This is a genomic window from Streptomyces sp. NBC_00989, assembly GCF_045162655.1.
Lineage (GTDB): Bacteria > Actinomycetota > Actinomycetes > Streptomycetales > Streptomycetaceae > Streptomyces.
Window position 1 is genome coordinate 5,808,146 of record NZ_CP108728.1, and the last position, 26,076, is coordinate 5,834,221.

At 69.0% G+C, this 26,076-nt stretch carries 27 protein-coding genes and 1 tRNA gene; 18 read left to right on the forward strand and 10 right to left on the reverse strand.

Going from position 1 to position 26,076, the window contains the following annotated elements; translation table 11 throughout:
- The first annotated feature begins 107 nt into the window (after positions 1-107).
- Entirely contained in the window at positions 108-1,025 is a 918-nt protein-coding gene (locus OG714_RS25590) for a helix-turn-helix transcriptional regulator (RefSeq protein WP_406124372.1), read from the forward strand.
- A 208-nt stretch (positions 1,026-1,233) separates the two neighbouring features.
- Positions 1,234-2,079 carry an SDR family oxidoreductase gene (locus OG714_RS25595; protein ID WP_406124374.1) on the forward strand — a complete coding sequence of 282 codons (846 nt, stop codon included), beginning with the start codon at positions 1,234-1,236 and terminating at the stop codon, positions 2,077-2,079.
- A 26-nt stretch (positions 2,080-2,105) separates the two neighbouring features.
- Here OG714_RS25595 and OG714_RS25600 read toward each other — a convergent pair whose 3' ends face one another.
- Both OG714_RS25600 and OG714_RS25605 read right to left on the reverse strand, forming a co-directional pair.
- Positions 2,106-3,032 carry a helix-turn-helix transcriptional regulator gene (locus OG714_RS25600; RefSeq protein WP_406124376.1) on the reverse strand — a complete coding sequence of 309 codons (927 nt, stop codon included), beginning with the start codon at positions 3,030-3,032 and terminating at the stop codon, positions 2,106-2,108.
- A gap of 154 nt (positions 3,033-3,186) precedes the next feature.
- The gene (locus OG714_RS25605) at positions 3,187-3,594 is read right to left on the reverse strand and encodes a winged helix-turn-helix transcriptional regulator (protein WP_405996172.1); all 408 of its coding nucleotides are present in this window, start codon (positions 3,592-3,594) and stop codon (positions 3,187-3,189) included.
- A 96-nt stretch (positions 3,595-3,690) separates the two neighbouring features.
- Between OG714_RS25605 and OG714_RS25610 the strand changes: the two genes are divergently transcribed.
- From OG714_RS25610 to OG714_RS25620, 3 genes are all read left to right on the forward strand, one after another.
- Entirely contained in the window at positions 3,691-4,329 is a 639-nt protein-coding gene (locus OG714_RS25610) for an NAD(P)-dependent oxidoreductase (RefSeq protein WP_406124377.1), read from the forward strand.
- A 15-nt stretch (positions 4,330-4,344) separates the two neighbouring features.
- Positions 4,345-5,121 (forward strand): NADPH-dependent F420 reductase, encoded by a 777-nt coding sequence (locus tag OG714_RS25615; protein ID WP_406131946.1) that lies wholly within the window; start codon positions 4,345-4,347, stop codon positions 5,119-5,121.
- Positions 5,122-5,571: 450 nt separating this feature from the next.
- Positions 5,572-6,420 carry an SDR family oxidoreductase gene (locus OG714_RS25620; protein ID WP_406124378.1) on the forward strand — a complete coding sequence of 283 codons (849 nt, stop codon included), beginning with the start codon at positions 5,572-5,574 and terminating at the stop codon, positions 6,418-6,420.
- A 414-nt stretch (positions 6,421-6,834) separates the two neighbouring features.
- Here OG714_RS25620 and OG714_RS25625 read toward each other — a convergent pair whose 3' ends face one another.
- On the reverse strand, positions 6,835-7,764 hold the full coding sequence (locus OG714_RS25625; RefSeq protein ID WP_406124380.1) for a helix-turn-helix transcriptional regulator: 930 nt from the start codon (positions 7,762-7,764) through the stop codon (positions 6,835-6,837).
- A gap of 229 nt (positions 7,765-7,993) precedes the next feature.
- Here OG714_RS25625 and OG714_RS25630 point away from each other — a divergent pair, with 229 nt between their 5' ends.
- Genes OG714_RS25630 through OG714_RS25640 form a run of 3 tightly spaced genes read left to right on the forward strand, consistent with a single transcriptional unit; the run spans position 7,994 to position 10,474 of the window.
- The gene (locus tag OG714_RS25630; RefSeq protein WP_406124382.1) at positions 7,994-8,407 is read left to right on the forward strand and encodes a cupin domain-containing protein; all 414 of its coding nucleotides are present in this window, start codon (positions 7,994-7,996) and stop codon (positions 8,405-8,407) included.
- A gap of 36 nt (positions 8,408-8,443) precedes the next feature.
- The gene (locus OG714_RS25635; RefSeq protein WP_406124384.1) at positions 8,444-9,409 is read left to right on the forward strand and encodes an aldo/keto reductase; all 966 of its coding nucleotides are present in this window, start codon (positions 8,444-8,446) and stop codon (positions 9,407-9,409) included.
- A 30-nt stretch (positions 9,410-9,439) separates the two neighbouring features.
- Positions 9,440-10,474 (forward strand): zinc-binding dehydrogenase, encoded by a 1,035-nt coding sequence (locus OG714_RS25640; protein ID WP_406124386.1) that lies wholly within the window; start codon positions 9,440-9,442, stop codon positions 10,472-10,474.
- Positions 10,475-10,499: 25 nt separating this feature from the next.
- Here the strand turns inward: OG714_RS25640 and OG714_RS25645 are convergent, their stop codons facing one another.
- Positions 10,500-11,408: a helix-turn-helix transcriptional regulator gene (locus tag OG714_RS25645; RefSeq protein WP_406124388.1), complete on the reverse strand. Its 909-nt coding sequence runs from the start codon at positions 11,406-11,408 to the stop codon at positions 10,500-10,502.
- A gap of 189 nt (positions 11,409-11,597) precedes the next feature.
- On the opposite strand from OG714_RS25645, the gene OG714_RS25650 reads away from it, so the two are divergent.
- From OG714_RS25650 to OG714_RS25675, 6 genes are all read left to right on the forward strand, one after another.
- Positions 11,598-13,004, forward strand: coding sequence for an MFS transporter (locus OG714_RS25650; RefSeq protein WP_406124389.1), 1,407 nt, complete (start codon positions 11,598-11,600; stop codon positions 13,002-13,004).
- Positions 13,001-13,393, forward strand: coding sequence for a DUF2255 family protein (locus OG714_RS25655; RefSeq protein ID WP_406124390.1), 393 nt, complete (start codon positions 13,001-13,003; stop codon positions 13,391-13,393). The genes OG714_RS25650 and OG714_RS25655 overlap by 4 nt, the downstream gene beginning before the upstream one ends.
- A 56-nt stretch (positions 13,394-13,449) precedes the next feature.
- Entirely contained in the window at positions 13,450-14,493 is a 1,044-nt protein-coding gene (locus tag OG714_RS25660) for an NAD(P)-dependent alcohol dehydrogenase (RefSeq protein ID WP_406124392.1), read from the forward strand.
- A gap of 261 nt (positions 14,494-14,754) precedes the next feature.
- On the forward strand, positions 14,755-15,138 hold the full coding sequence (locus OG714_RS25665) for a DUF2255 family protein (RefSeq protein ID WP_406124394.1): 384 nt from the start codon (positions 14,755-14,757) through the stop codon (positions 15,136-15,138).
- A gap of 157 nt (positions 15,139-15,295) precedes the next feature.
- Positions 15,296-16,888 (forward strand): Na+/H+ antiporter, encoded by a 1,593-nt coding sequence (locus OG714_RS25670; RefSeq protein ID WP_406124396.1) that lies wholly within the window; start codon positions 15,296-15,298, stop codon positions 16,886-16,888.
- Between the two features lie 23 nt (positions 16,889-16,911).
- Positions 16,912-17,295, forward strand: coding sequence for a nuclear transport factor 2 family protein (locus OG714_RS25675; RefSeq protein ID WP_406124398.1), 384 nt, complete (start codon positions 16,912-16,914; stop codon positions 17,293-17,295).
- Positions 17,296-17,474: 179 nt separating this feature from the next.
- Here the strand turns inward: OG714_RS25675 and OG714_RS25680 are convergent, their stop codons facing one another.
- The 4 genes from OG714_RS25680 to OG714_RS25695 are packed head-to-tail and all read right to left on the reverse strand — an operon-like array spanning position 17,475 to position 20,261.
- Positions 17,475-18,413: an alpha/beta hydrolase gene (locus tag OG714_RS25680; RefSeq protein ID WP_406124400.1), complete on the reverse strand. Its 939-nt coding sequence runs from the start codon at positions 18,411-18,413 to the stop codon at positions 17,475-17,477.
- Entirely contained in the window at positions 18,410-19,516 is a 1,107-nt protein-coding gene (locus OG714_RS25685) for an alpha/beta hydrolase (protein WP_406124401.1), read from the reverse strand. Before OG714_RS25685 ends, OG714_RS25680 begins: the two co-directional genes overlap by 4 nt.
- Positions 19,506-19,919 carry a cupin domain-containing protein gene (locus tag OG714_RS25690; protein WP_406124403.1) on the reverse strand — a complete coding sequence of 138 codons (414 nt, stop codon included), beginning with the start codon at positions 19,917-19,919 and terminating at the stop codon, positions 19,506-19,508. The genes OG714_RS25685 and OG714_RS25690 overlap by 11 nt, the downstream gene beginning before the upstream one ends.
- Positions 19,920-19,934: 15 nt before the next feature.
- Positions 19,935-20,261, reverse strand: coding sequence for a carboxymuconolactone decarboxylase family protein (locus tag OG714_RS25695; protein ID WP_406124405.1), 327 nt, complete (start codon positions 20,259-20,261; stop codon positions 19,935-19,937).
- A 353-nt stretch (positions 20,262-20,614) separates the two neighbouring features.
- Here OG714_RS25695 and OG714_RS25700 point away from each other — a divergent pair, with 353 nt between their 5' ends.
- Positions 20,615-20,788 carry a hypothetical protein gene (locus tag OG714_RS25700; protein ID WP_406124406.1) on the forward strand — a complete coding sequence of 58 codons (174 nt, stop codon included), beginning with the start codon at positions 20,615-20,617 and terminating at the stop codon, positions 20,786-20,788.
- A 969-nt stretch (positions 20,789-21,757) separates the two neighbouring features.
- The gene (locus tag OG714_RS25705; protein WP_406124408.1) at positions 21,758-22,210 is read left to right on the forward strand and encodes a hypothetical protein; all 453 of its coding nucleotides are present in this window, start codon (positions 21,758-21,760) and stop codon (positions 22,208-22,210) included.
- Between the two features lie 251 nt (positions 22,211-22,461).
- On the opposite strand, the gene OG714_RS25710 is transcribed toward OG714_RS25705, so the two are convergent.
- A complete protein-coding gene (locus OG714_RS25710) occupies positions 22,462-22,758 on the reverse strand; it encodes a helix-turn-helix domain-containing protein (protein WP_406124409.1) in 297 nt (98 codons plus the stop codon).
- A gap of 111 nt (positions 22,759-22,869) precedes the next feature.
- Between OG714_RS25710 and OG714_RS25715 the strand changes: the two genes are divergently transcribed.
- Together OG714_RS25715 and OG714_RS25720 are read left to right on the forward strand one after the other, a co-directional pair.
- Complete coding sequence (locus tag OG714_RS25715) at positions 22,870-23,793, forward strand: hypothetical protein (protein WP_406124411.1); 924 nt, start codon at positions 22,870-22,872, stop codon at positions 23,791-23,793.
- Positions 23,790-25,589, forward strand: coding sequence for a hypothetical protein (locus OG714_RS25720; protein WP_406124413.1), 1,800 nt, complete (start codon positions 23,790-23,792; stop codon positions 25,587-25,589). Before OG714_RS25715 ends, OG714_RS25720 begins: the two co-directional genes overlap by 4 nt.
- Before the next feature lie 194 nt (positions 25,590-25,783).
- On the opposite strand, the gene OG714_RS25725 is transcribed toward OG714_RS25720, so the two are convergent.
- A tRNA-Leu gene (locus OG714_RS25725) sits at positions 25,784-25,867 on the reverse strand.
- Between the last annotated feature and the right edge of the window lie 209 nt (positions 25,868-26,076).

Below are 26,076 nucleotides of genomic sequence, written 5' to 3' on the forward strand. Positions count from 1 at the left end.
CGCGCCCCCGGTGGCAGGTCGAGCTGTGCCGGGGAGCGGCGTTCGGGGTAATGACAGGGCCCCCCACGCGCCTGCCACCCAGGTCAGCGCGGTGTGACACTGGCGGCATGGCACCCGAGCAGAGCACCGACAGGGGCGACGGCGGAGAGCTGGGCCGCTTCCTGCGCGCGCGACGCACTCAGACGAGCCCCGACCGGGTCGGCCTCACCGTGGGCACCGGCCTGCGCCGCACCCCCGGTCTGCGCCGCGAGGAGCTGGCCACGCTCTCCGGCATCAGCATCGACTACTACGTCCGCCTGGAGCGCGGCAGGGAGACCCGCCCCAGCCCGGCCGTACTCGACGCTCTCGCCCGTGCCCTGCATCTCGACGACGCCGAACACCAGCACCTGCGCGAACTGGCAACACGCGCTGCCCAGTACGCCCCCGAACCCCCGCCACCGCCGAGCCGTACCGTGCGCCCGCATCTGAAACTGGTCCTGGAGACGCTGCGGCCGAGCCCCGCCTACGTCATCAGCCGCAGCATGGACCTGCTCGCCTGGAACCCCGGCGGCCTCGTCCTGTTCGCGGGCCTCGCCGACTGGCCCGCCAGTCAACGCAACATCGCCCGCTACCTCTTCCTGCACCCGACCGCGCCGACCCTTTTCCCCGACTGGGACTACCAGGTCCGCGGCTGCGTCGCCCGGCTGCGTGCCCAGTCCGGCATCGACCCGGACGCCCCCGACCTCACCCACCTGGTGGGCGAACTCCTGCTCAAGAGCCCCGACTTCGCCAAGCTGTGGGAGCGCTACGACGTCGTCGGCCGCAAGAAGATCCAGAAGACGTTCCACCACCCCGAGGTCGGCGTCCTCACCCTCAGCGGCCAGAGCATGCACCTTGAGGGCACCCCCGGCCAGCGCCTCGGCGTCTACACCGCCGAACCCGGCACCGCCGACCACGACGCCATGCTTCTCCTCGACCTGACCTCATCCCGACCCGCCGCGCATGCGGACAGGACGACCGACGAGCGACGGCATACACGATCCTGACCGACACACCTTCCGGCTCCCTGGTCTTGGTGGCCGAGGGCAGCCTCGGCGCCGTCGGCGTGGTGGAAGGTCTTGTGGCCGTCGGCGGTGCCCTTGAGGTTGCAGCGCGCCCAAATGCACGCCAACTCAGGTCTCTGCGAGAGCAGTTCGCCGAAGACACCTCACATCACGAGGGTGCCGAATATGGGCACCCGAAAGGACATCCCTCATGAGCAAGGTCATTCTCGTCACCGGTGCCGGACGGGGTCTGGGCACGGACATCGCCCGCGAGGCCCTCGCCGCCGGCCACCAGGTCGTCGCCACCGGCCGCCGCCCCGAAGAGGTCGAGAAGACTCTGGGCGGGCCGCAGGACAACCTCCTGGTCACCAAGCTGGACGTCACCAGCATCGAGGACGCCGAGACGGCCGCGCAGGCCGCCGTCGACCGCTTCGGCCGCATCGACGTCCTGGTCAACAACGCCGGGAACTTCTTCGCCGGCTACTTCGAGGAGATCACGCCCGCGCAGATGCGCCAGCAGATCGAGACCAACCTCTTCGGCCCGATGAACGTCACCCGCGCCATCCTGCCGATCATGCGCAAACAGCGCGCCGGCCACGTCATCACCCTGTCCTCCTCCGCAGGCATCATCGGGCAGGAGTTCTGTGTCGCCTACGCCGCCTCCAAGTTCGGTGTCGAGGGCTGGATGGAGTCGCTGCGCTTCGACGTGGCGCCGTACAACATCCACACGACGGTCGTGGAGCCCGGGTTCTTCCGCACCGAGCTGCTCGTGGACGCCTCCACCACCTGGCCCGAGCCGACCATCGACGACTACGCCGAGCGCACCACCGCGACGATCGCGGGCTGGAAGAGCATGAACGGCCAGCAGTCGGGCGACCCCGCCAAGCTCGCCCGCGCCCTCCTGACGATCACCGACCAGCAGGAGCCGCCGCTGCGCTTCGTCGCCGGTGCCGACGCCATCGAGGGTGTGAAGGCCAAGGCCCAGGAACTGCTGGCGCAGGCCGAGGCGTCGCGCGAACTCGGGGGCGACCTGGACTGCGAGGAGTCGAACGCCTGAACACCTGCGCGTTCGTGCCGTCGGCGCTACCGGTTGGCCATGGGGGCACCGGTGGCCAACCCGGTCCCGGTCTGGGGCTGGTCCATGTCGAGGAGCACCATCACGTCGAAGGCGGGGGTGCCTGGTTCGGCGTAGTAGAAAATCACTCGGTGACCGTCGGTGCCGTCCAGGTCAAGGGCTTGAAAGCCAAGCGTGAAGACGCCGAACTCCGGGTGGTGGAAGGTCTTTGTGCCTGTGGTGTGGCCCTGGACGTCATAGTGCTCCCACAACTCGGCGAAGTCCGCGCTCTTGTCACGCAGTTCAGCGATGAGGCGGCCGAGCCCCGGGGTGTCGGGGGCGGTGCCGGCGAGTGAGCGCAGCCGGGCTACACAGCCGCGGATCTGGTTCTCCCAGTCGTCCGGATACAGGGCACGGGCCCGCGGATGCAGGGCGAGCCACCGTACGACGTTGCGTTCCTCGGGCGGGGTGTCCTTCATACCGGGCAGCAGGCGCAGGCCGCCGGGGGTGGCGGCGAGCAGTTCGTAGGTGCGGCTGACGACGTGGACGGGGTGGGGCCGCAGTGTCCGGAGGAGCAGTTCGACGCCCCGGTCCACGGCCGGACGCTGCCCGGCGCGATCCGGCTGTCCGCCTCCGTTACCGCCACGGGCCGTCCTGGCTGCCAGGTCGCGCAGGTAGGCGCGCTCCGTCTCGCCCAGCCGCAGAGCGGAGGCGAGGGCCTCGACGACGGACGGGCTGGGCCGGGTCTCCTTGCCGCGTTCGAGCCGGGTGTAGTAGTCGATGCTCACCCCGGCGAGCGTGGCGAGCTCCTCGCGGCGAAGGCCTGGTGTCCGGCGCGGCCCCGGACCAATGGACAGGCCAACGTCCGCAGGCTTGACCTGGGTTCGACGGGCCCGTAGGAAACAACCCAGCTCACTGTCGGCGCTCCGGCCGAGGGTCTGTCGCTCGGGATCCATTCGTTCAGTCTGGCACTTCTGTGAGTCCTGCGTTCGGTGGCAACGGTCGGACGCACATCCGCGCTGCGCCCCGGGAAGGACACTTCCGCCCTCCGACTCCCTGCCGCGATCATGCTGCCGCCGCCGATCCCGCCGGCGGACTCCAAGAACTGCCTCAGCCCGCCGTGTCTTCCGCGGGCGGAGCCGAGCCGGTGCCGTTCGCGCGCTGGTGGGCGACGATGCCGGGCAGTTGCTCGTAGATGGCGTCGATCAGGTCGCAGACACGCTCGGCGATTGGGCGGCCGAGACCGGTGAGTTCGTAGTCGACGCGCCTGGCGACCGTCGGGTGCGGTGTGCGCGCGACGAGGCCGTCGTCCTCCAGCCGCTGGAGGGTCTGCCACAGCATCCGGTCGGAGACCCCGGACACGTTACGACGTACCTCGGCGAACCGCAGAGGGCCTTCGACCAGGGCGGCGAGGGTCAGGGCGCCCCACCGGCCCGTCGCGTGCTCCAGGACCTCCCGCGACGTGCACTGCGGATCGAACACGCTCATCCCGGCCACGCGGTCCGTCCCTCGGCTCATGCGTTCATGCTAAACGGGCAACGTACTTATTCTGAGTAAGTACTGTATTTTCGTAAGCATGAGCCGCTACGGGCTCCTGAAGGGAGACCTTGTCCGATGAAATCCCTCCTCCTTGGTGCTACCGGCGCCACCGGCACCCTGTTCGTGGAGCGTGCCACCGCGGCCGGACACGAGGTCGTCGCCTTCGTCCGCGACGCCTCCAAGATCACCCCGGCCGACCGGCTGACCGTGGTCGAGGGGGACGTCCGCGACGCCCGTGCGCTCACCGAGGCGATGCGCGGCATCGACGCGGTGGTCAGCACGCTCGGTCTCAGCAAGGTCAAGGACCCGGGCAACCTGATCGCCGACACCACACGCGCACTGGTCCGGGCCGCCGAGAACAGCGGAACCAAACGCGTACTGATCATGTCGGCGTTCGGCGTCGGCGACTCCCTGGCCAAGGCCTCCGCCTTCGCCCGGTTCCTCTACAACTCGGGCGGCAAGGCCGTGTTCGCCGACAAGGCCGCAGGGGAGCGGATCCTCACCGCCTCCGACCTGGACTGGACGCTGGCCTACCCGGTGTTGCTGACCAACAAGCCCGCCACCGGCGACGTCCACGCGGTCGACCTGACCGCGCTCGACCGTCTGCCCGGCCTGCCCAGGATCTCCCGAGCCGACGTCGCCGCCTTCCTGCTGGAGGCCGCCGTCGACGGCTCGTGGTCCCAGCGCACCGCCGTGCTCACCGCCGGCCGCTGACCATCTCGCCCTGCCATCCCACCCGCCCCACAAGGAGATCGCCCCATGACCAAGACCCTCGGCCTCATCGGCGCCGGCAACATCGGCAGCGCGCTGGCCCGCCTGGCGGTCGCCGCCGGCCTGAATGTCGTAGTCAGCAACTCCCGCGGCCCCGAGACCCTCGCCGACCTCGTCGCCGAACTCGGCGAACAGGCGCGCGCTGCCTCACCCGCCGAGGCCACGCAGGCCAGTGATCTGGTGGTGGCGACCGTCCCGCTGAACACCTACGAGCAGCTGCCCGCCGCCGCCCTGGCAGGCAAGACCGTCATCGACACCATGAACTACTACCCCGAGCGCGACGGCAGGATCGCCGAGCTCGACTCCGGCGAGCAGACCTCCAGCGCCTTGGTCCAGCGGCACCTGTCCGACTCCCAGGTGGTGAAGGCGTTCAACAGCATCGACTTCGTACGCCTGTTCAGCGCCGCCCGGCCCGCCGGTGCCGACGACCGCAGCGCCCTGCCCATCGCCGGTGACGACCCGGCGGCCAAGGCACAGGTGGCCGGGCTGCTGGACACGCTGGGCTTCGACGCCGTGGACATCGGCACGCTCGCCGACAGCTGGCGCAGCGAGCCGGGCACCCCTGTCTACGTCCAGCCGTACTTGCCGGCACGGCCCGACGGGCTGACCGACCAGGAGATGGGGCGCTGGTTCTTCGAGGTCCCGGGCGTCCTGGTACCCGCCGACAAGGTGCGGGAACTGACCGACACCACCGTCCGGCGCGCCGCGGGCGACGCCAGCGCGACCCTCGGCTAGGGCCGCAGCGCCTGTTCGGCGGGTGGGGGGCCGTGCCACAGCCTGGAACACCGCTCCCCCGTACAGCCCGGCCTGTCACCCACCAGGCCGGGCGCCTAACTTGGCACTGGGCCAAGGAGCCACGCGCGACACCGCGGATCGAGGGCACCGGACACATCGCGTGTGCTCGCACAACGCCGGCGCGGGGACATCGCATCGAACGCCGCCGACTTGGCCGTGCCCGACTAGCTGCCCACCCTCGTGGACAGCCGCCAACGGTTCCGCTTGGTGGGTTCGTCGAGTCCCGCGACGCGAAACTGCAGTAGGGGGAAGATCGACTTCTCCGCTCTGTTCGCCGCTTCCGCGTCCTGACCGGATCCACTGCGCCTGCGACGAGCAGCCGGCCGGTCCGTGCGCCCTGTCCCGGGCACCCGAACCCACCCCGAGAACATGGAATCAAGGAGCCGAAACATGAGCACGGACAACAGGCCCGCCAAGGAGATCGTCGTCGTCATCGGCCCCGGCAGCATCGGCCTGGCCATCGCACGCCGCGTCGGCACCGGACGCACCCTGCTGCTGGCCGCCCACGATGAGAAGGCCTCGCAGGTCGCAGCCGAGCAACTGCGCGGCGAGGGCTACGACGTGGCCGTCCAGACCACCGACATCTCCGACCTGGCCCAGGTCGAGGCGCTGACCGCCACGGCCGCCGGGATGGGCGCGGTCACCCAGGTGATCCAGGCCGCAGGCGTCTCACCCACCCAGGCGACCATCGAGCGGCTGCTGCACGTCGACCTGCTCGGCACGGCGTATGTCCTGGACGCCTTCGCCCAGGTGATCGCGCCCGGCGGGGCCGGCATCGTGGTCGCCAGCATGGCCGGGCACCGGGAGAGCCCCTACGCACCCGAGATCGAGCACGCGCTCGCGACCACCCAGACCTCACAGTTGCTCGCGCTGCCGTTCCTGCAGCCGGAGCAGCTCGGCTCGTCCGTCCACGCCTACGCCATGTCCAAGCGGGCCAACTCGCTGCGTGTGCAGACCGCCGCCGCGGCGTGGGGCAAGCGCGGCGCCCGCGTCAACGCCGTCAGCCCCGGCGTGATCATCACCCCACTGGCTCTCGACGAGCTCTCCGGCCCGCGCCGCGAGTGGTTCGACAAGGTGCGCGAGACCTCGGCGGCCAAGCGGTTCGGCACCTCCGAGGAGGTCGCCGCGGCCGCCGCCTTCCTGCTCGGCCGTGACGCCGGTTTCATCACCGGAGCCGACCTCCTGATGGACGGCGGCGTGACCGCGGCCCTGCGCGCCGGTGAGCTGACGACGCCATAGCGAGCTGAGAGCCACGGCCGCCGATCCGCCCTGATCCGGGCCCGCAGTCCGGGTGGGGCGGTTCGGCCTGTACGGTCCCGGCGCATGAGCCGTCGATCGAGAGTGCCGCGCAGGGAGAACTGAGGCGGCGGCGTGGCGGTCTTGGCGACTGCTGTGCCGCGCCCGGTTGGGGCCGTGGTTGTTGAGGTGCCGAGGACGTTGCGGCTCTCGATGAGGCCTCCGCCGTCGACGACGCTCACATCGTCGTCCTCGTCCGGCCGGAGTCGGACACAGCGCGGTGCGGCGGTTTCCGGCGCGCGAAGGATGGCCGATCGGCCGGGGCGCGGGGCGGGCGTCATGGCCGTAGAACTCGTCGTCGGGCCCGTGAGCGTCCGAAGCGGAGCGGGTGGCAACAGGACCACCAGCGTTCGACTGTCAGGGCGAGGCGGGGTGCCCCGCCTCAGTCGTCGACCGGTCGTCGCCTGCCGACGTCCCCTTGGCGGGCTGTTCCAACCCCAGCAGGTCGAGCAGTGCCATCGCGTCGTGATCGGTGCTGCCCGGCTCGGCGTAGTACGTCACCAGGCGGTGGCCGGGGGTGCCTTCCAGCTCCATGGACTGGTAGCCGAGGGTGAGGTCGCCGACCTCGGGGTGGTGGAAGGTCTTGCGGCCGTGGGAGTGGCCCTTGACGTCGTAGCGCTCCCACAGGCGGGCGAACTCCGGGCTTTTGAGGAGGAGTTCACCGGCGAGCCGGGTCAGGTCCGGGGCGTCGGGATCGGTGCCGGCCAGAGCGCGCAGCCGCGCCACGCAGCCGCGGACCTGGATGTTCCAGTCGTGGAACAGGTCACGCGAGGCGGGGTGGAGGAAGAGATAGCGGGCGATGTTGCGCTCTCTGGCCGGCCAGTCCTGGATACCGGGAAGGAGTCGCATTCCGCCGGGGTTGGCGGCGAGCAGGTCGTTGGTACGGCTGACGACGTGCGCGGGGTGGGGGCGCAGGCTCTCCAGGAGCAGTTTCACGCCGGGCCGGACGGTGCGGCTGGGGGCGGCGGGCGGCTCGGGGGCACTGCGCGCGGCGCGGGCGGCCAGGCTGCGCAGGTGCTCGTGCTCGTCGTCCTCCAGCAGGAGGGCGCGGGCGAGGGAATCGACCACGGACGCGCTGGGCCGGGTCTCCTTGCCGCGCTCCAGGCGGACGTAGTAGTCGATGCTGATCCCGGCCAGGGTGGCCAGTTCCTCGCGCCGCAGCCCGGGCGTACGGCGCAGGCCGGAACCGGCCGTCAGGCCGACCTCTTCCGGGGTCACGCGGGCCCGGCGGGCGCGTAGAAAGCTCCCCAGCTCGTTGCCCCCGCCGTTCCGCTGCTCGCTGTTCATGTCTTCCAGTCTGCGGGCCCCCACCGCCTCCTCGGCATATGCGTGGGGGGCCCTGTCACACCCCTGAATACCGCTCCCCTGCACAGCCCGCCCTGCCACGCCGCGGGTGATGGGGGAAGGGTCGATGTCATCGGAGATTTCCGTTCGGCGTCCTACGCCGGGCGGCTCGACGCCATGAGCGCGATCGTGCAACTCAAGGACATCGTCGAGGACAGCAAGGAGCAGAGCGTTGGAAATCCTGAAGAAGCAGCCCACCGTCAAAGCACCCGCCGACTGGTTCACCGGGGACGTCTGGTTCGACGTGATCCACGCCGGCGAGGAGCCCTCACGGATGCGCGCCAACATGGTGCGCTTCTCGCCCTGCGCGCGCACCGACTGGCACTCGCACGTGATGGGCCAGACCCTGCACATCGTCTCCGGCACCGCCCTGATCGGTACGCGCAACGGCACCGTCATCGAGGCTCACCCCGGCGACACGATCCACACGCCGCCGGGCGAGGAGCACTGGCACGGTGCGACCTCCGACCACTTCATGACTCACCTCGCGATGTGGGAGGGCGCGGGCGACGGCGGCCCGGAGACGACCTGGCTGGAGAAGGTCGACGACGCCGAGTACAACGCGCCGCGCAGCAGTACCCGCTGAACGGCGAATCCGAAGGACGAACCGGAGGAAGGGCACATGCGCACCACCACTCTCGGCCCCGACGGACCTGAGGTCGGCGTCATCGGCCTGGGCTGCATGGGCATGAGCTTCAGCTACGACCAGGCCACCCCGCGCGACGAGGCCACGCTGATTTCGGTGATCCATCAGGCCCTGGACCTGGGCATGACCTTGCTTGACACGGCCGACGTCTACGGCCCGTTCACCAACGAGGAACTCCTCGGCCGGGCGCTGAGGAACCGTCGTGACCAGGCGGTGCTGGCGACCAAGGTCGGCGCTCTCACCCGTGATGCCCAGGGCAACCCCGTGATGGGCCTCAACAACCGCCCTGAGCACATCCGCCGCTCGATCGACGAGAGCCTCGGCCGGCTCGGCACCGACCACGTCGACCTCTATTACCTGCACCGCACCGACCCGCAGGTGCCGATCGAGGAGAGCGTGGGCGCCCTGGCCGAGACCGTCGCGGCGGGCAAGGCCCGCGCCATCGGCCTGTCCGAGGTGAGCGTCGAGCAGATCAAGCGGGCGCAGTCCGTCCACCCGATCACGGCGGTGCAGTCCGAACTGTCGCTGTGGACTCGGGACTGGATGACGGAGGTGCTGCCCTACTGCCAGGAACAGGGCATCGCGTTCGTGCCGTACTCGCCCCTCGGCAAGGGGTTCCTCACCGGCCGGTTCTCGTCCCACGACGACCTGCCCGAGGACGACTTCCGGCGAGGCCTGGCCCGTTTCCAGCAGGAGGCGCTGCACACCAACCTGGCTATCGCCGAACGGGTGGGGGAGATCGCCGAGCGCATGAGGGCGACTCCGGCGCAGGTGGCGCTGGCGTGGGTGCTGGCACAGGGGGAGTACGTCATCCCCATCCCCGGAACCAAGACGCCGAAGTACCTGGCGGACAACGCCGGGGCGGCGGATGTCGAGCTGGGCGCCGCGGACCTCGCCGAACTAAATGCGCTTCCCGTGCCTACCGGAGGCCGCTATTTCTGATCAGCACCATCACACCCTGGGAGAAGGCTCATGCGAGCAACAGTGATGTACGGCGCCGGCGATGTCCGCGTCGAGAACGTACCCGACCCCAAGATCCAGAACTCAACGGACGCCGTCGTACGCGTCGTTCGCTCCTGCGTCTGCGGCAGCGACCTGTGGCCGTACGGCTCGATGCCCGCCTCCGAGGAGGGCCGGCGCATGGGACACGAGTTCCTCGGTGTAGTCGAGGACGTCGGCTCCGACGTGTCCGGGCTGACGAGCGGTGACCTGGTGGTCGCACCCTTCGTCTGGGCGGACAACACCTGCGACTTCTGCCGCGAAGGCCTGCAGACCTCCTGCCGTCACGGCGGCCAGTGGGGCCCGAACGGTGTGGACGGCGGCCAGGGCGAGGCCGTCCGCGTGCCGCAGGCGCAGGGCACGCTGGTGAAGCTGCCGGTGGCCGAGGACTCGGCTCTGCTGCCGTCCCTGCTGACCCTGTCGGACGTGTACTGCACCGGCCACCACGGAGTCGTGACGTCCCGGGTGGCCCCCGGCAAGTCCGTCACTGTTATTGGTGACGGTGCGGTCGGACTGTGCGCGGTGCTGGCCGCCAAGCGGCTCGGTGCCGAGCGAATCATTCTCATGGGGCGGCACACGGACCGTACCGACCTGGGCCGCGACTTCGGCGCCACCGACATCGTGCCCGAGCGCGGCGAGGAAGGCGTCGAGCGGGTGCGGGAGTTGACTGGTGGCGACGGCACGCACGCGGTGATCGAGGCCGTCGGTGCCACGGAGGCGATGGACACGGCGCTGAGCATCGTCCGTCATGGTGGTGTGATCAGTCGGCTCGGTGTCGCGCAGTACACCGAGATCCCGCTCGGGTTCGAATCGATGATGGGCAACATCACGGTCACGGGCGGTGCCGCCCCGGCGCGTGCCTACATCGAGGAACTGCTGCCCGACATCCTCGACGGCACGGTCGATCCCGGCCGAGTCTTCGATCACACCGTCGGCTTCGACGGCGTACCGGACGGCTACCGGGCCATGGCCGACCGGACCGCTCTGAAGGTCCTGATCCAGCCCTGACCCGGTCGAGAGCCCCCGTCGGTCGTCAGTTCCGCTGCTCTTCGGCGGGTTTGGCGTCCGGCCCGTCCGACCCGGTGGCGACCATGTCCAGCAGGACCATCTTGTCGTGGTCGGGGGTGCCGGGCTCGGCGTAGTGGGCGACCAGCCGGTGGCCCGGGAAGCCTTCCAACTGCATGGACTGGTAGTCGAGGGTGAGGGTACCGACGTCCGGGATGTGGAAGGTCTTGGTGCCGTGGGTGTGCGCCCGTACGTCGTAGCGGTCCCAGAGCTGTACGAACTCCGGGCTCTCGGCCAGGAGTTCGTCGACGAGCCCGACGAGGTCGGGGGCATCCGGGTCGGTGCCGGCCAGGGCTCGCAGGCGCCCCACGCACGCGCGGATCTGCTCGTCCCAGTGGTCGAACACGGTGCGGGCGCCGGGGCTGAGGAACACCCAGCGTGCGACGTTCCGCTTCTCGACCGGCCACTGCTCCATGCCCACGAACAGCCGTAGCCCGCCCGGGTTCCACGCGAGCAGGTCCATCGTGCGGCTGACCACGACCGCGGGGTGGGGCCGCAGGCTTTCCAGCAGCAGCCCGACCCCGGGCCCCACCGAAGAAGTGGGCGCCGTCGGTGGCTCGGCCGTGGTGGGGCGGGCGGCGCACACCGCGAGGTCCCGCAGGTGCTCGTGGGCGTGTTCGTCCAACAAGAGGACACGGGCGAGCGCGTCGACGACGGAGGGGCTGGGGTGGGACTCCTTGCCCCGTTCCAGGCGCGTGTAGTAGTCGATGCTCACCCCGGCGAGGGTGGCCAGCTCCTCACGACGCAGCCCCGGCGTGCGCCGCAGGCCGGGGCCGGCCTTGAGACCGGCCTGCTCGGGTGTCACGCGGGTGCGGTGGGCGCGCAGGAAGCGCCCCAGTTCGGTGCCGTCGCTGCCGTTGCGCTGCTCACGTGCCATGCGGCCAGTGTGTCAGGGCGGTCAGGACGGATCCATGGGCTGGACCTGGGGGGCCCTGTCACACCCCCGAACAGCGCTCCCCGGCACAGCTCGGCCTGCCACGCGAGACGTCCGGCGAGCAGGCTGGATGACGGTTCGAAGAACCCATTCCGCTACCACCCCATCGTTTCCTCATCAGGAGATCCACCCGTGTCCAGTTCTGTCGCATCGGACAAGCCGTCGGCGCCGGCCGATACCGCCGCCGGGCAGCCCCGCACCGCGAACGGTGCCCGGTGGGCCCTGGCGGCCGCACTGCTCGGCTTCTTCGTGATGACGCTCGACGCCCTGATCGTCAACGTCGCGCTGCCCGAGATCGGGCGCGGCTTCGGCGGCGGGATGACGGGACTGCAGTGGGTGGTGGACGGCTACACGCTGATGTTCGCCGCGCTGCTGCTGTCCGCGGGGTCGGTGACCGACCGGATCGGTGCGCGACAGGCGTTCGGGGCCGGGCTCGTGGTGTTCACCGTCGCCTCGGCGGCCTGCGGCTTCGCACCCGACCTGGGCGTGCTGATCCTGGCGCGGCTGGTGCAGGGCGCGGGCGCCGCGGTGATCGTGCCGGCCTCGCTCGCGCTGATCCGCGAGGCGTTCCCCGACCCGGCCGCGCGTGCCCGGGCGATCTCCGTGTGGGCGATGGGCGGCTCGGTGGGCGCCGCGGCCGGACCGGTGCTGGGCGGTGTGCTGAGCGAACTCAACTGGCGGATGATCTTCTTCGTCAATCTGCCGGTCGGTGTACTGGCACTGTTCATGCTCACCCGGACCGCCCGCTCGCCCCGCCAGAGTGACGCCCCGTTCGACTGGACCGGGCAGATCGCCGCGGTGGCGGCCATGGGCGGCCTGACGTACGCGGCGATCGAGGCCGGCGCGGTCGGTGTGGGCGCGCCGCGCGTGCTGCTCGCACTGGCCGTCGCCATGACGGCCGCGGCGGTCTTCCTGGTCGCCCAGGCGCGCGGCCGCAACCCGATGGTGCCGCTGGAGCTCCTGCGCGCCCGGACGATGGCGCTCTCGGCGACCATAGGGTTCGCGCTCAACGTCGGCTTCTACGGGATGATCTTCCTGCTCGGCCTGTACCTCCAGCAGGAACAGGACCTGTCGCCGATGGCCACCGGGCTGGCGTTCCTGCCGATGACGCTGCTGACCGCGGTCGTCAGCCCGACGGCCGCCCGACTCGCCGCGCGATTCGGGCCGCGCATGCCGATCATCACGGGGCAGCTCCTGATGGCCGCAGGCCTGGTGATGCTCTGCGTTCCGCCGGCGTCGGCGCCCGCCTGGCTGCTGGTCCTGCTGATGATCCCGGTGGGAACCGGCGGCGGCCTCGCCGTACCGGCGGTGACCTCGCTGCTCCTCGACCGGATTCCCGCCCAGCGCGCGGGCACCGCGAGCGGCGTACTGAACGCCTCCCGCCAGCTCGGTGGCGCCCTGTCCGTGGCCGTCTTCGGCGCGCTGGTCTCGAACCACACCCACTTCCTGCACGGACTACGCACCAGCCTCCTGATCGCCGCACTGCTGGTGGTCCTGACCGCGGCGGCCTCCGTACTCCTCAAGGAGAAGACCTCATGACCGCGACATCGGCGACATCGGCCTGGACGAGCCAGGAGCTCGACAGCATCGAACGCGCGGAGGAACTGGAGATCGCGTCCCTGCGGCGCGGCGGCGAGCTGGGCAGCCGGCGGACGATCTGGGTGGTCAGGGTCGACGACGGCATCTACGTCCGCTCCGTCAACGGCCCCGGCTCCGACTGGTACCGCGGCACCCGGGCCCGCCAGGAAGGCCGTATCCAGGCTGGCGGGGTCGCCAAGGACGTCACGATCATCGACGCCGACGACAAGGTCAACGACGCCGTGGACGCCGCCTACCGGACCAAGTACGGGCACTACGCCGCGTACATCGTCAAGGCCATCACAAGCGCCGAGGCGAGCTCCACCACGATGCGTCTCGAACCCCGCTGACCGAATTCCCTTACGGATAACCGCAGTTGAACCAGAACCACCAGACCGGAGAAACCATGCTCACCGTCAACGCGTACGCCGCCACATCCGCCACCGAACCCCTGGTCCCGACCACCGTCGAGCGTCGTGACGTCGGCCCACACGACGTCCTCATCGAGATCAAGTTCGCCGGCATCTGCCACTCCGACATCAGTAACGCCCGCAGCGAGTGGGGCCCGTCGACCTACCCCCTGGTCCCGGGCCACGAGATCGCCGGCGTGGTCACCGAGGTCGGTGCCGAGGTCACCCGGCACTCGGTCGGCGACCGGGTCGGCGTGGGCTGCATGGTCAACTCCTGCCGTGAGTGCGAGTCGTGTCTACGGGGCGAGGAGCAGTACTGCCTCAAGGGCAACACCCTCACCTACGGCTCCGTCGACAAGGACGGCACGATCACGCAGGGCGGATACTCCACCCACGTCGTGGTGACCGAGGACTTCGTCGTAGGGATTCCCGAGGGCATCAACCTCGACGAGGCCGCCCCGCTGCTGTGCGCGGGCATCACCACCTACTCCCCGTTGCGGCGCTGGGGCGCGGGCCCGGGCAAGAAGGTCGCCGTCATCGGTCTCGGCGGACTCGGCCACATGGCCGTGAAGCTCGCACACGCGATGGGCGCCGAGGTCACCGTGCTGTCGCAGTCGCTGAAGAAGATGGACGACGGCCTGCGCCTGGGCGCTGACCACTACTACGCCACCAGCGATCCGGCGACCTTCGAGCAGCTGGCCGGCACCTTCGACCTCATCGTCAACACGGTCAGCGCGAAGCTCGACCTCGACGCCTACCTCGGCCTGCTGGCCGTGAACGGCGCCCTGGTCAACGTCGGCGCCGCCGCCGAGCCGCTGTCGCTCAACGTGTTCTCGCTGATCATGCGCGGCCGCTCCTACGCCGGTTCCCTGATCGGCGGCATCCGCGAGACCCAGGAGATGCTCGACTTCTGCGCCGAGCACGGCATCGGCTCCGAGATCGAGGTCATCCCGGCGGAGAAGATCAACGAGGCGTACGAGCGTGTTCTCGCCTCCGACGTGCGCTACCGGTTCGTCATCGACACCTCGACGCTGGCCTGACCCGCGGCCACGGCCACGTCGACCTGAGACCACCCCGTACGAGGAGCCGCGCCCCCGAAGCCCTCGTACGGGGTGCCGCGTGAGGGGCCCTGACACACCCTGGAACGTCGATTCCCGGCATGGCACGGTCTGCCGTGGTGCGAGAACAGTGACCAGGCTCGATGCTCGTTGAAGATCCTCCTGCACCCGCAGGAATCCGCCTCCCCGTGTCCCTTGCCCGCCCCGCAGACACAGCCGCACGAGAACCGAGGAGATGACCGGATGACCACCACCGCTCCCTGGACCGACGACGAACTCGACCGGGTCGGAGCGGCCGAGGAACTGGATGTCGCCTCCCGGCGGCCGGACGGCGAGCTGGGCAGCCGGCGCACCATCTGGGTCGTGCGCGTGGGCGATGGCATCTACGTCCGTTCCGTCAACGGCCCCACCTCGGCCTGGTTCCGTGGCACCCGAGCCCGTCACGAGGGCCGTGTCGAAGCGGGCGGGGTTGAGAAGGACGTGGCGTTCGAGGACGTCGACGGCGAGATCAACGACGCGGTCGACGCCGCATACCGCAGCAAGTACGGGCGCTACTCGGCCAACACCATCCAGCGCATCACGAGCTCCACCGCGGGCTCGACGACCATGCGGCTCCTGCCTCGCTGAACGCCGCAGGAGAAAAGCAAATGTGCACTGTCGACGCCCATGCCGCTCAGTCACCCGGCGAACCCCTCACTCCGACCACGGTCGGACGCCGTGATTCCGGCTCCCTCGACCGCGCGCGGTCGGTCATCCGACTCCTGACCCGGCTGAAAGACATCCCGTGATCGGTCTCGAACTCGTCGTGGTACTTGGCGTGGCGGTGCTCGTGGGCAACGCCGCTGGTGACCGCTACCGGATCGCCCCACCTGTCATGCTGCTGCTCTTCGGCGCACTGCTCGGCTTCGTGCCCGCGCTGCGCGAGGTGGAACTGCCGCCGGAGGCGGTGCTGCTCATCTTCCTGCCGGTGCTGCTGTACTGGGAGAGCCTGACCACCTCCCTGCGGGAGATCCGGCGCGATCTGCGCGGCATCATCCTGATGAGCACCGTGCTGGTCATCGGCACCGCCGGCGCGGTGGCAACCGTGGCACACCAACTGGGCCTGGCCTGGGGACCCGCATGGGTGCTGGGCGCGGCCGTGGCCCCCACCGACGCGACCGCCGTCGGCGTCCTCGCCAAAGCACTGCCCCGCCGCAACGTCACCCTGCTGCGCGCCGAGAGCCTCATCAACGACGGCACCGCGCTGGTGGTGTTCGGGCTGGCCGTCGGCATCACGGTCGGCGACGAACACTTCACCCTCCCGCACGTCACCTGGCTGTTCGCCGTCTCCTACCTCGGCGGAGCCGCGGCCGGAGCCTTCATCGCATGGCTGGTGATCAGGGCTCGGCGGGTCTTCGACGACCCGCTGCTGGGCAACGTCGCCATGATCCTCACCCCCTTCACCGCCTATCTCCTCGCCGAACTCATCCACGCCTCCGGCGTCCTCGCGGCCGTTTCCGCCGGGCTGATCATGAGCCAGGCCGGACCGCGCATGGCCGCCGCCGCGATGCGCCGCCAGGCGGAGGAGTTCTGGTCGCTGGCCACCTTCCTGCTCAACGGCTCCCTGTTCGTCCTCGTCGGCCTGCAGGCACAGGCGGCCGTACGCGAACTGCACGGCAGTGACCTCACCCGCGCCCTCATCGCCGTCGCGGCCGTCTCCGCCGTCCTCATCGCCGCGCGCTTCGCCTTCAACTTCACCGTCCCCTACCTGATCCGCCTCCTCGACCGCCGTCCCCAGCAGCGGCTGCGCCGCATGAACTACCGCGCCCGGGTGGTCACCTCGATCGCCGGATTCCGAGGCGCGGTCTCACTGGCCGTGGCCCTTTCGGTGCCGACGGCGCTCGACTCCGGCGTGCCCTTCCCGGACCGGGACACGATCGTCTTCGTCACCTCAGGAGTCATCGTCACCACCCTGGTCCTGCAGGGACTGCTGCTTCCGGCCGTGGTGCGCTGGGCCCGGCTGCCACGCGACACCTCGGTGGAGGAGGAGCGCTTCCTCGCCGAAACGACCGCCACGGAGGAGGCCCTCAAAGCCCTCCCCGCGCTCGCCGAGGAACTGAACACGGACCCGGCGGTCACCGAACGCATGCGCGAGGAGTACGAGACCCACCTGCTCGTCGTCCGTGCCGGGGACGGCGAGACCGACGACGAGGACGAGGACGTCCTGCGCCACGACCGGCACTACACCGCACTGCGTTTGGCCCTGCTGGCCCACAAACGCGCCACAGTGCTCCGCCTCCGCGACGACCACGAGATCGACGACACCGTGCTGCGCCAGGTCCAGCGCCGTCTCGATCTGGAGGAAGTACGGCTGTCCCGACGGCCGGCCGCCGAATGACCCCCATCAGGACAGGAGAAACCATGCCCGTATCCCCGGACGCGAACGCCCGCGACGAGGTCCTGGCCGCCTACCGCGCCCACCTGCGGGCGATGGCCGACGGCGACACCGACGCCCTGGACGACCTGCTCGACGACGGCTTCACCCTTACGCACATCACCGGATACCAGCAGCCCAAGGCCGAGTGGCTGTCCCAGATGCGGGCCGGCCAGTTCGTCTACCACCGCGTGACCGAGAAGAACGTCACCGTCGACGTGGAGGGCGACTCTGCCCGCCTCGTCGGCCGCATCGTCACCGAAGCGACGGTCTACGGCACCCACGCCGACTGGCCGCTGCAATTCATCATGGACTGGGCCCGGGGCGGCGAAGAGTGGATCGCCCTGCGCTCCGTGGCGACAACCTGGTGACCCCTGCGTGGCCAGCGTGCCGGGGCGAGGCACGACGGGCGGGTTCCTCACAGCTGAATGTCTGCACGGACCCGAGTACCTTCTAGTCCACATGGCGTCCGCCTCACCGAGTGTGACGCCCCGTCAGGAATAACGTCACACAACGCGAGGCGGGCCACGGCTTTCGTGAACCGTTCGGATCAGAGGTACTTGGCGTAGAAGTCCGTCAGCTTCGCGAGGACCTGCGGGACGAACTCCGGCTTGTCGTAGAGGTCGATGTGGGTGGCGCCGTCGATGACGAACACCTCCTTGGGCTCCTTCGCCTGGGCGACGGCCTCCTCGCTGAAGTAGCGGGTGTCCGCCTTGGAGCCGGCGATCATCAGCAGCGGCCGCGGCGAGATCGACTCGACGTGGGTGAAGGCGTCAAACGCCATCTGCTTGTCCAGGCTGGTGAAGACGTACTTCCCCGGCGCGTTGGGGTGATGCCCGCGGGGGGTGCAGTAGTAGTCGTAGCCCTCGCGGTACAGCTCCGGTGTGTCCGGCGTGATCTCGTCGGCGGACGCGGGCACGAAGTTGATCATGCGGAGGGGCACGCCCGCCGCCTCCTTGGTGCGCTGCTCGCCGATCTCCTTGAGCCGCTGCACGCGGAACTCCTCGGAGAACAGCCCGCGCGGCACGCCCTCACGGCGGGCCGAGCCGACGTTGAACGCGCTGACGGTGCCGACGGCCTTGATCCGCGCCTCGGTCTGCGCCGCGTTGACGGTGTAGCCGCCGCCCGCGCAGATACCCAGGGCGCCGATGCGGTCCGGGGCGACCTGCGTGTGGTTGCTGAGGTAGTCGACAGCGCAGCGGATGTCCTCGACTCGGTCGCCGGGGACCTCGTACAGGCGCGGCTCACCGCCGCTCTCGCCGTAGTGGGAGGCGTCGTAGGCCAGGGTGATGAAGCCCTGTTCGGCGAGCTTCTCGGCGTACAGGCCGGAGGTCTGCTCCTTGACGCCACCGAAGGGGTGGGTGGCGACGATGGCGGCATAGGTCTTGCTTTCGTCGAAGCCCGGGGGCAGGAAGAGGTTGCCCACGACCTGGTGCGTGCCGTGCGGGAAGCTGACCTTCTGGGTGGTGACGGCGTCGTTCTGGGTCATCGGGACAGGCCCTTCCTGGCGAGGAAGTCGGAGATCTGGTCGGCGATCTGGATGTTGTTGAGGTCCGAGAAGAGGAAGTGTGAGTTGCCGGTGATGCCGATCTCCGGGAGGTGGACGAGGGTGGCGTCGCCGCCGTGGCGGTTGAGGGCATCGACGAAGAGGCGGGCCATCGCGAGCCGGACGCGCCAGTTGTCCCTGCCGGCGATGTCGGTCGGCTCGATCGGGATGTTGTCGCCGTAGTAGACGACGATGGGGACCTTCGTCAGCCGCTGGAAGTCCTTCAGCGGTACGGCCTCGCCCGCGAGGGTGCCCGCGGAGCTCGGCATCGGGTCGGGTACTTCGCCCTCCGGGAAGACGAAGCCGCTGCCCGGCTCCAGCGCGACGACGGCCTTGATGTTCTTGTTCCTCATCGTCGTGTGCCAGCCGAAGCCGCCGGCGTGCGAGTGGGTGATGAGGATGCCCGGGCCGATCTCGTCGAAGAGCGCCGAGACTCCGTCGGCGAGGACCTCGCCGTCGATGGGGCCGGTGTCGGGGAGCATCGACCGGAAGAACTGCTCGCGCGCTTCCGGGCCCTGCGGGAACTGGCCGCCCGGGTAGGTGTCGGGCCACAGGCCGAACCGGAACTGGTTGTAGAACCACTGGTCGGACGTCGAGGCATCGGTGGCGGTACTCACCGTGGTCTGCCCGGCACTGCCCCGGCGCGGCTGGTCGAGGGTGTACACGGTGAACCGGCGGCGCAGGAAGAGGGTCTGGAAGCCTTCGCGCCCGTCCGGAGTGGTTCCCCAGCCGGTCCCGGACTGCTTGTAGCCGTGCCACAGCACCAGCGGCAGGGTGCGTGCGCGCACCGGCTTCTGGAAGAAGACACGGGCGTGGTCGCCGTGCAGCGTCTGGCCGGCGGGGTTGGTCGGGTTGCGGGGATCGAAGGTCCCGGGTGTGGTGATCACGGTGCCGCCGACCGCGAAGCCGCCCTGTTCCTGGATCGTCAGCGGTGCGGAACCACCCCGGCCTCCGCCCGCTCCGGATGCCTGCGCGTCGGTGGCCAGTCCGACCGCCGGTACCGCGGCGGCCGCGGTGAGCCCCATGACGATGTCTCTACGCTTCACGGCCGTTTCCTTCGTACTCGTCGTCACTTACGTGCTCGCCCCACTCGACGTCGGGCACGGCGGGATCTCCCGTGCTGTCCGACAGGGCGAGATGGGTCATGAAGTGGTCGGGGGCGGCACCGTGCCAGTGCCATTCGCCCGGGGGTGTGTGGACGGTGTCGCCGAGCCGCATCACCAGGACCTCGCCACCGCGGCTCTGCACCAGGCCGACGCCCTCGGTGACATGCAGGGTCTGCCCGAGCGTGTGCCGGTGCCAGGCGGTACGGGCGCAGGGCGCGAACCGCACCACGGCCGCCCGCACTCGTGAAGGCGCCTGGGCCTCCGTGATCGTGTCCACCCACACTTCGCCGGTGAACCGTTCCACAGGGGCCTTGGCCGAGGGCTTCCTGTCGAGGAACCTCATGGGACCCCGGCCCCGCTACTTCGTCTCGTCTTCGACGATGGCCTTGAGCTGGGTGAGCGCGCCCATCCCGCTCGGCCATCCGGCATAGAAGGCCAGATGGGTAAGGGCTTCGACGAGTTCGTCCCTGGTCAGCCCGTTCTCCAGCGCCAGCCGCAGATGGCTGTTCAACTGCTCGGGACGGTATGTCGCAGCCAGCACGGAGACGGTGATCAGGCTGCGATCCCGCGGGGACAGGCCCTCGCGCTTCCACACGTCACCGAACAGCACGTCGTCGGTCAACTGAACCATCTTCGGCGCGAGGTCACCGAGCAACTGCTGTGCCCGCGAGGGTTCCTGTGCCATGTGTGTGCCGCCCTTCTTCGTATTTCGTCTCGCGCTCGACGCCATCGGACGGCAGTGTCGGGCTCGATGCCCGCTGTACCACTTGAGCTGCGGCGGGCCGACCGACCCGCGCGTCGGCGGTCCGGCACCTCCGTGCGGGGGAGGGCGTGGCCTGCGCCTGAAAACTCAGCCGCTGCCCTGAATCACAGCTCCCGATTCGGTAACTTCGCGACGCGGCGAAGGTCCGGCGACCGGGGGCATTTCACGCGGATGACGTCGTTGCCCGGACAAGTGATCTTCGTTTCGCGTACAGCTTGCTCGACGCTGACGGCGCGTGACAGACCGTGCCGTGCCGGGGAGCAGCGTTCAGGGGCATGACAGGGCCCCTCAGAGGTTCGGCGGGCGAGCGCACACTGGTCGGTTTCACGTACCTGTTTCCCACCGCGACCGCATCCCGCGGCCTGGTCACCACCAGCGCGTTGCACTGCGCGCTCAATCAGGACAAGACCTGCAGCACGCCTTGGACGGAACTCCCGCCGAGCATCTGAGGGCAACACACAGGACCTGAGAGACACAGATCCCCCCATGCGTGTCTCCCTTGCCGGCTTCCCTTGTGCGTGTCTCGGCATCCCAGCCGGACAGGTCCCACTCGCCACGGGGTACTTGCGCAGGAGCCGACGCCACCACAACCGGCGCACATCCCTGTGCTGCTGAGCCTGGCCATTCCCCGCGCCCTGTAGTCAGGGACGGCCCTCCGAAGCGTCGCTATCCACTCCGTTCTTCCCTCCACAGCCCTGTCTCCGTCATCCGCTACCCGTTGCAATCAAGGGCAGCTTCCGGCCCTGGGTGCATACCCTCCTCGCCCAGGGATTGCGAGATACCAGGGCGAGACTGACAGACCCTACGGAAGAACCCGGTACGCCAGGTCAGCGCATTTGTGCCGAGCAACCAGCTCCGTCGCCGCCTTGGATGCACTGCTCTCCATGCCGTGCAACCCCATGTACTGCATGCGCAGCTCAGGCGGACCTCCACCGCGCTGGCCGGCCCTGTCCAGGCACAAGTCCTACGCCCACCAGAGCCTCCGGATCAGCCACCCATTACCCATGGCAAGCACAGAGGCCCCTTCCCAACGCGCCCTACCGCCTGACAGAGCAATTGACCCCGGCCATGACACTCACGACACAGGCCCCACGACAGGGCTACCTCTCCATGCACGATGGAAAGAACAGGGATCACCGGCTCAGGGAACAGAGAAGCATGAAACAAAAGGTAATTCCCCTTGCGGAAATTACCTCCGCACCACAGGACAGGGAATGCAAGCCGGACGAAGCAGTCCTGCCTTTCGAGCGAGACAGCGAAACGTTCCTCCACCCCAGACAGGCCTTGGATAACAAAACGGGAATTTTCGATAACGTTCGCGCAGGTAACCCGACAGGTAATTGACCTTGTCGCTACTTCGAGTGAAGCACCCCTTGCGATCGGGGTAACTTATGCACTCTCATAGGTAGGGTTCTGCAATGATCGAAACCCTTCCATGGGAAGAAGTAGCCGGGAATCCCGACAAGTACATCCAGCTCCTGGAGGAGAAGGAGGTCGAACTGCAGCGCGATACATTCAAGGTCCGCCAAGAGCTTCGCCTCGTACGTCAGGTAAAGAAGCAGATGCAGATCGCAGACGAGTGGCGGACAACAGGCATCCCCGAGCAGCGCCAGCCCGACACCGACTCCGAAGACGCCGAGACGACGGCAGCAGCCAGCGGTTTTCAGGTCGCGCCCCGTAAGACTCGCATCCTGCGGCTCATGGCCCAGGACCCTATGCGGCAGTGGAAAGCACTGGAAGTAGCCAACGCCCTCAACGAAGCGCACAAGATCAAGAGTGTTCGCGTGGCAGCGGATGAACTGGCAAAGGCCGGATCTCTGATCAAGCTCCCGAACGCCTTCTACCAGTACGCACCACCTCAGCAGCCTTAAACATAAGAAGGCCGCCACCAAGGAGTCCAGTCCAAGGTGACGGCCAACGGCGACGAACCCACCTAGAACCTTCCACAGCGCCGGATCAGTTCGTCACGTTGCATTTTACGAGCGGCCGAGGGCCGCCGGTAGCGCACGACGAAATATGGTCCTGCCCTTCGCCCGAAGGGATGACCGCCGCGATGTTCGCCTTCGAACAGCCATTCCGTGCCCCACGTCCGTATACCGGCGGCTCCCCGCAGCGGCCCGTTTCACACATTCCGCCCCGGCCACAGATCGCAATCCAGCGCTTTTTCGAGGTTGGCAATGGTCAGCAGGTCGGGCCACGCCTCACCGGCGAGCGCCTTGGCGATCGTGTAGCGGGCGACACCGCTCTCGCGCGACAACTGGGCGACGGACCAGCCCCGCTGTTCGAGCGCGGCCTTGAGCCGGGCAGCCACGGCCTGGGCGACCCGCGCCCCGTGATGCTCCTCCATGACGGCCTCAGGCCACACACCGCCGGCGCGGTACGCGCGCGGCGGCAGTCGGCGGGCATCTCCTTGGGGCATGAGGTGAAGTCTGACCCATCCGGTCCTCCCCGGTCGCGCGCGGCTGCTGCCACGGCTACATGTTATTCGAATAACATCCCTCCGGCTGGGGTGTTGGTTTGGCGACATGTGATGAGTCAGCGGATTGATGCCTACGGCCCGTCCGGCTCCCCCGCGGGGTGGAGCCGCGTCGGCGACGAAGTGCGCCGTGTCATCCGCCTCGCCGATCCCCTGCTGCCCTACCAAGCCCGTGAACTGCTCTCCGCGCTGGCTCAGTTGGCGCTCTTCTGCAACGGCGAGGGCCTTCCCGAAAAGGCCGAGGTGTGGCTCTCCCGGGAGGTGATCGAGAGGTTCATCGCGGTCGGCTGCCCCACCGTGAAGGACGGCACCCGCGGCAACTACCGGACCAGGCTCCTGCGGCTCAGCGAAATCGTCCTGGGCGGCGAATGCAGGACCGGGAAACCCGCCAAGCTGTCGGCCTCGGTTCCCAACAGCCCGTACAGCCGGACCGAGCTCGCGGACCTGTGGGGCTGGGTCGACGGACAGCCGACCGAGGAACTTCGCTGGGGCTGCAAGACACTCATGGCACTCGGGCTCGGTGTGGGCCTCGACTCACCGGAGATCATCCCGCTGCGCGTCCACGACGTCCGCAGAGCCCCAGGAGGTAGCGGCCCGGTCGTCGTGGCCACTCGCGGCCCCCGGAAGCGGGAAATCCTCTGCCGCCGTCCCTGGGAGGGGGTCCTGGCCTCCGCTGCCGACCGTCTTGAGACGGCGGGCGCCGCGCAGTATCTGTTTCGCCCCAACTCCTACAGCCGCGGCACCAACACCGTCACGAACTTCCTGGCCCGCGCCCAGCCCAGCCCGAACGTCCCGCGCCTCGTCATGGGCCGCCTCAGAGCCACGTGGCTGGCCGAACTCTTCGAAGAGCGGCTTCCCATCACCGTCATCGTGGCGGCGGCCGGCGTCGACACCCTCCACGGCCTCTCCCGCATCCTGCCGTTCCTGCGACCCGTCCCCGCCGAAGAAGCCGCCCGCCTGCTACGAGGCAGCCAATGACAGCGCCACGCAGTCAGCCGAGCGACCGCCACGAGCGCCTCCTGGCGATGCGCACCGAGCGCCGGTTCATCGACGACGCCGACGTCGAGGCCGCGATCGAGGAAGTCGACAACAGCCAACTCGTCCCCCTGCTGGAGGAGTTCGTCCACCTCCCGCGAGGCCGCCACCGCACCCTGCACCTCAGAAACCTCCTGATCGGCCTCCAGATCTGCACCCAGGACACCGGCGGCAAGATCGTCCTGGAACGGGTCACGGACATCCTGTACTTCCGCATCAGCCCGCGACTGCGCGCCCGGCTCGACATATCCGAGTACGAAGACCACGACCAGGGATTCGAGGCGGCATACGCCGTGGTCCGGCGAATCTTCCACGCGATGAAAGACGCGATGAACCCGTCCCCGCTGCCGCCCAACGGGCACCTCTCACGCGAGGAGGCGAACGCGCTGACGGCGGCAGCCGATGTCGTCGAGCTGGCGGAACGGGAGCGGCGTCTGGCCCTGTTCACCGAGTTCGTCCTGGACGCCTCCGTACGCCCTCTCCACAGCCTCCTGGCGGAGCTGGCGGAGGTCTCCATGGGTATCGACGCCACCCCTGTCCGCACGTTCTCCCGCGGCCGTGCCACGAACGGGCCCGAGCTCGCCACCGACCCCGACGCCGGCTGGTACGTACGCGACGGCGACCACCGGGACCCCGATGCATCGGTCTCCGACTCCATGCGCCCGCCTCCGCAGCCCGCCAAGAAGGGCAAAGCCCCGACCTCCAAGCGCAAGATGAAGACCTCGCTCAAGAAGAAGTATCTCTACGGCTACGACGCCCACCTCATCGTGACCCGTGACACCGAACACGACGCCGTGCTCCTCGACGACGGCACCCCGAACCCCGACGTCCTCCCGGCCCTCGTCCTCGGTGTCGCCCTCGACAAACCCGGGCAACGCCCCGCCTACAACGGCATGAAGATCCTCGACCGGCTCCAGGAACGTGGATACAAACCCGGCTACCTCGCCGGCGACCGCGCCTACAACAACTCCGAGCCCACGGAGTGGCAGATCCCTGTCCGGGCCATGGGCTACAAGCCCGTTTACGACTACCGGGGAGACCAGCTCGGCAAGCAGGGAGGAACGGAAGGCGCGATCCTCGTCGAGGGCCGCTGGTACTGCCCTTCCATGCCAAAGCCCTTGATCAACGCCACCATCGACCTGTACGCCGAACGCATCGACCGGGAGACCTGGGTCCGGCTGATCGCCGCCCGCCGGGGCTACCGCCTCATGCCGAAACAGAACGCCGATGACGACGGCTTCCAGCGGATGATGTGCCCCGCCGAAGCGGGAAAGGCCCAGTGCCTCATCAAGCCCCACACCCTGGGTCGCGGCATCCACCTCCCCCTTATCGACCCGAAACCCAGCCCAGCGGGCCCGGTCAAGGTCTGCCGCCAGAACGCCGTCACCGTCAGCCCGGAAGCCGGCGCCAAGCAGTGGCAGGTCCTGGAGTACGGCGGTCCGGAATGGCAGAAGGTCTACTTCCGGCTCCGCAACAGCGTCGAGGGTTACAACGGTTACGCCAAGAATCCCCTCGCCGAAGGCATCGAAGCCGCAGGCTCACGCCGCATCCGCGGCATCGCGGCCCAGACGATCCTCCTGGCCTTCCAACTCGCCCACGCGAACCGCCGCAAGATCAAGAAGTGGCTTGAGACGCTCGCACTCGGCGGTGAGCGTCCCCGCCGTCGTACGCATCACAGGCGGAAGACCGCAGAGCGCAAGGTCTGGACACCCACCGGACATCTGGCGCCGGCCTCCTGACCCCAGTCGGCACCACCCCAGCACCACCCGGAAAACAACCAGCAGCAACGAAGCAGGGCCCCGACCGTGAGATACCTCACCGCCGGGGCCCTGCCGCGTCCTCGTCCGAGCCATAGCCCGGCACACAAACGAGAAACGGGCTCTCACCATGACTTCCGTCACTGGCGAGAGCCCGTTTCGTCGGTTTCTCTCTGTGCGCGAGGGGGGAGTTGAACCCCCACGCCCTTTCGGGCACTGGAACCTGAATCCAGCGCGTCTGCCTATTCCGCCACCCGCGCATTGGGTGTGTCCTCGGGCCCTTCCCGCAAGGGGCTGGCGCCTTCCGACATGCAGAAGATTAGCACGGTGCACGGGGTGGATTCACATCCCTTTCCCCTGAGCAGGACCCTCCGCCCGCCCTGAGCAGAACCCCCCGAGCGAGGCCCCCGTCACCCTCCATCGGCTCTCACCTGCCCTCCTCACCCGCTCCTCCCGCGACCCCGGCCCC

Excerpts from the sequence above, each read along its gene's own strand:
- OG714_RS25665 (WP_406124394.1), top strand. The coding sequence starts at position 14,755 with ATGACCACCACCGCTCCCTGGACCGACGACGAACTCGACCGGGTCGGA.
- OG714_RS25600 (WP_406124376.1), bottom strand. The coding sequence starts at position 3,032 with ATGGATCCCGAGCGACAGACCCTCGGCCGGAGCGCCGACAGTGAGCTG.
- OG714_RS25635 (WP_406124384.1), top strand. The coding sequence starts at position 8,444 with ATGCGCACCACCACTCTCGGCCCCGACGGACCTGAGGTCGGCGTCATC.
- OG714_RS25675 (WP_406124398.1), top strand. The coding sequence starts at position 16,912 with ATGCCCGTATCCCCGGACGCGAACGCCCGCGACGAGGTCCTGGCCGCC.
- OG714_RS25710 (WP_406124409.1), bottom strand. The coding sequence starts at position 22,758 with ATGCCCCAAGGAGATGCCCGCCGACTGCCGCCGCGCGCGTACCGCGCC.
- OG714_RS25715 (WP_406124411.1), top strand. The coding sequence starts at position 22,870 with ATGAGTCAGCGGATTGATGCCTACGGCCCGTCCGGCTCCCCCGCGGGG.
- OG714_RS25655 (WP_406124390.1), top strand. The coding sequence starts at position 13,001 with ATGACCGCGACATCGGCGACATCGGCCTGGACGAGCCAGGAGCTCGAC.
- OG714_RS25620 (WP_406124378.1), top strand. The coding sequence starts at position 5,572 with ATGAGCACGGACAACAGGCCCGCCAAGGAGATCGTCGTCGTCATCGGC.
- OG714_RS25610 (WP_406124377.1), top strand. The coding sequence starts at position 3,691 with ATGAAATCCCTCCTCCTTGGTGCTACCGGCGCCACCGGCACCCTGTTC.
- OG714_RS25605 (WP_405996172.1), bottom strand. The coding sequence starts at position 3,594 with ATGAGCCGAGGGACGGACCGCGTGGCCGGGATGAGCGTGTTCGATCCG.
- OG714_RS25625 (WP_406124380.1), bottom strand. The coding sequence starts at position 7,764 with ATGAACAGCGAGCAGCGGAACGGCGGGGGCAACGAGCTGGGGAGCTTT.
- OG714_RS25645 (WP_406124388.1), bottom strand. The coding sequence starts at position 11,408 with ATGGCACGTGAGCAGCGCAACGGCAGCGACGGCACCGAACTGGGGCGC.
- OG714_RS25695 (WP_406124405.1), bottom strand. The coding sequence starts at position 20,261 with ATGGCACAGGAACCCTCGCGGGCACAGCAGTTGCTCGGTGACCTCGCG.
- OG714_RS25690 (WP_406124403.1), bottom strand. The coding sequence starts at position 19,919 with ATGAGGTTCCTCGACAGGAAGCCCTCGGCCAAGGCCCCTGTGGAACGG.
- OG714_RS25720 (WP_406124413.1), top strand. The coding sequence starts at position 23,790 with ATGACAGCGCCACGCAGTCAGCCGAGCGACCGCCACGAGCGCCTCCTG.
- OG714_RS25590 (WP_406124372.1), top strand. The coding sequence starts at position 108 with ATGGCACCCGAGCAGAGCACCGACAGGGGCGACGGCGGAGAGCTGGGC.
- OG714_RS25640 (WP_406124386.1), top strand. The coding sequence starts at position 9,440 with ATGCGAGCAACAGTGATGTACGGCGCCGGCGATGTCCGCGTCGAGAAC.
- OG714_RS25595 (WP_406124374.1), top strand. The coding sequence starts at position 1,234 with ATGAGCAAGGTCATTCTCGTCACCGGTGCCGGACGGGGTCTGGGCACG.
- OG714_RS25700 (WP_406124406.1), top strand. The coding sequence starts at position 20,615 with ATGACAGGGCCCCTCAGAGGTTCGGCGGGCGAGCGCACACTGGTCGGT.
- OG714_RS25660 (WP_406124392.1), top strand. The coding sequence starts at position 13,450 with ATGCTCACCGTCAACGCGTACGCCGCCACATCCGCCACCGAACCCCTG.
- OG714_RS25680 (WP_406124400.1), bottom strand. The coding sequence starts at position 18,413 with ATGACCCAGAACGACGCCGTCACCACCCAGAAGGTCAGCTTCCCGCAC.
- OG714_RS25705 (WP_406124408.1), top strand. The coding sequence starts at position 21,758 with ATGATCGAAACCCTTCCATGGGAAGAAGTAGCCGGGAATCCCGACAAG.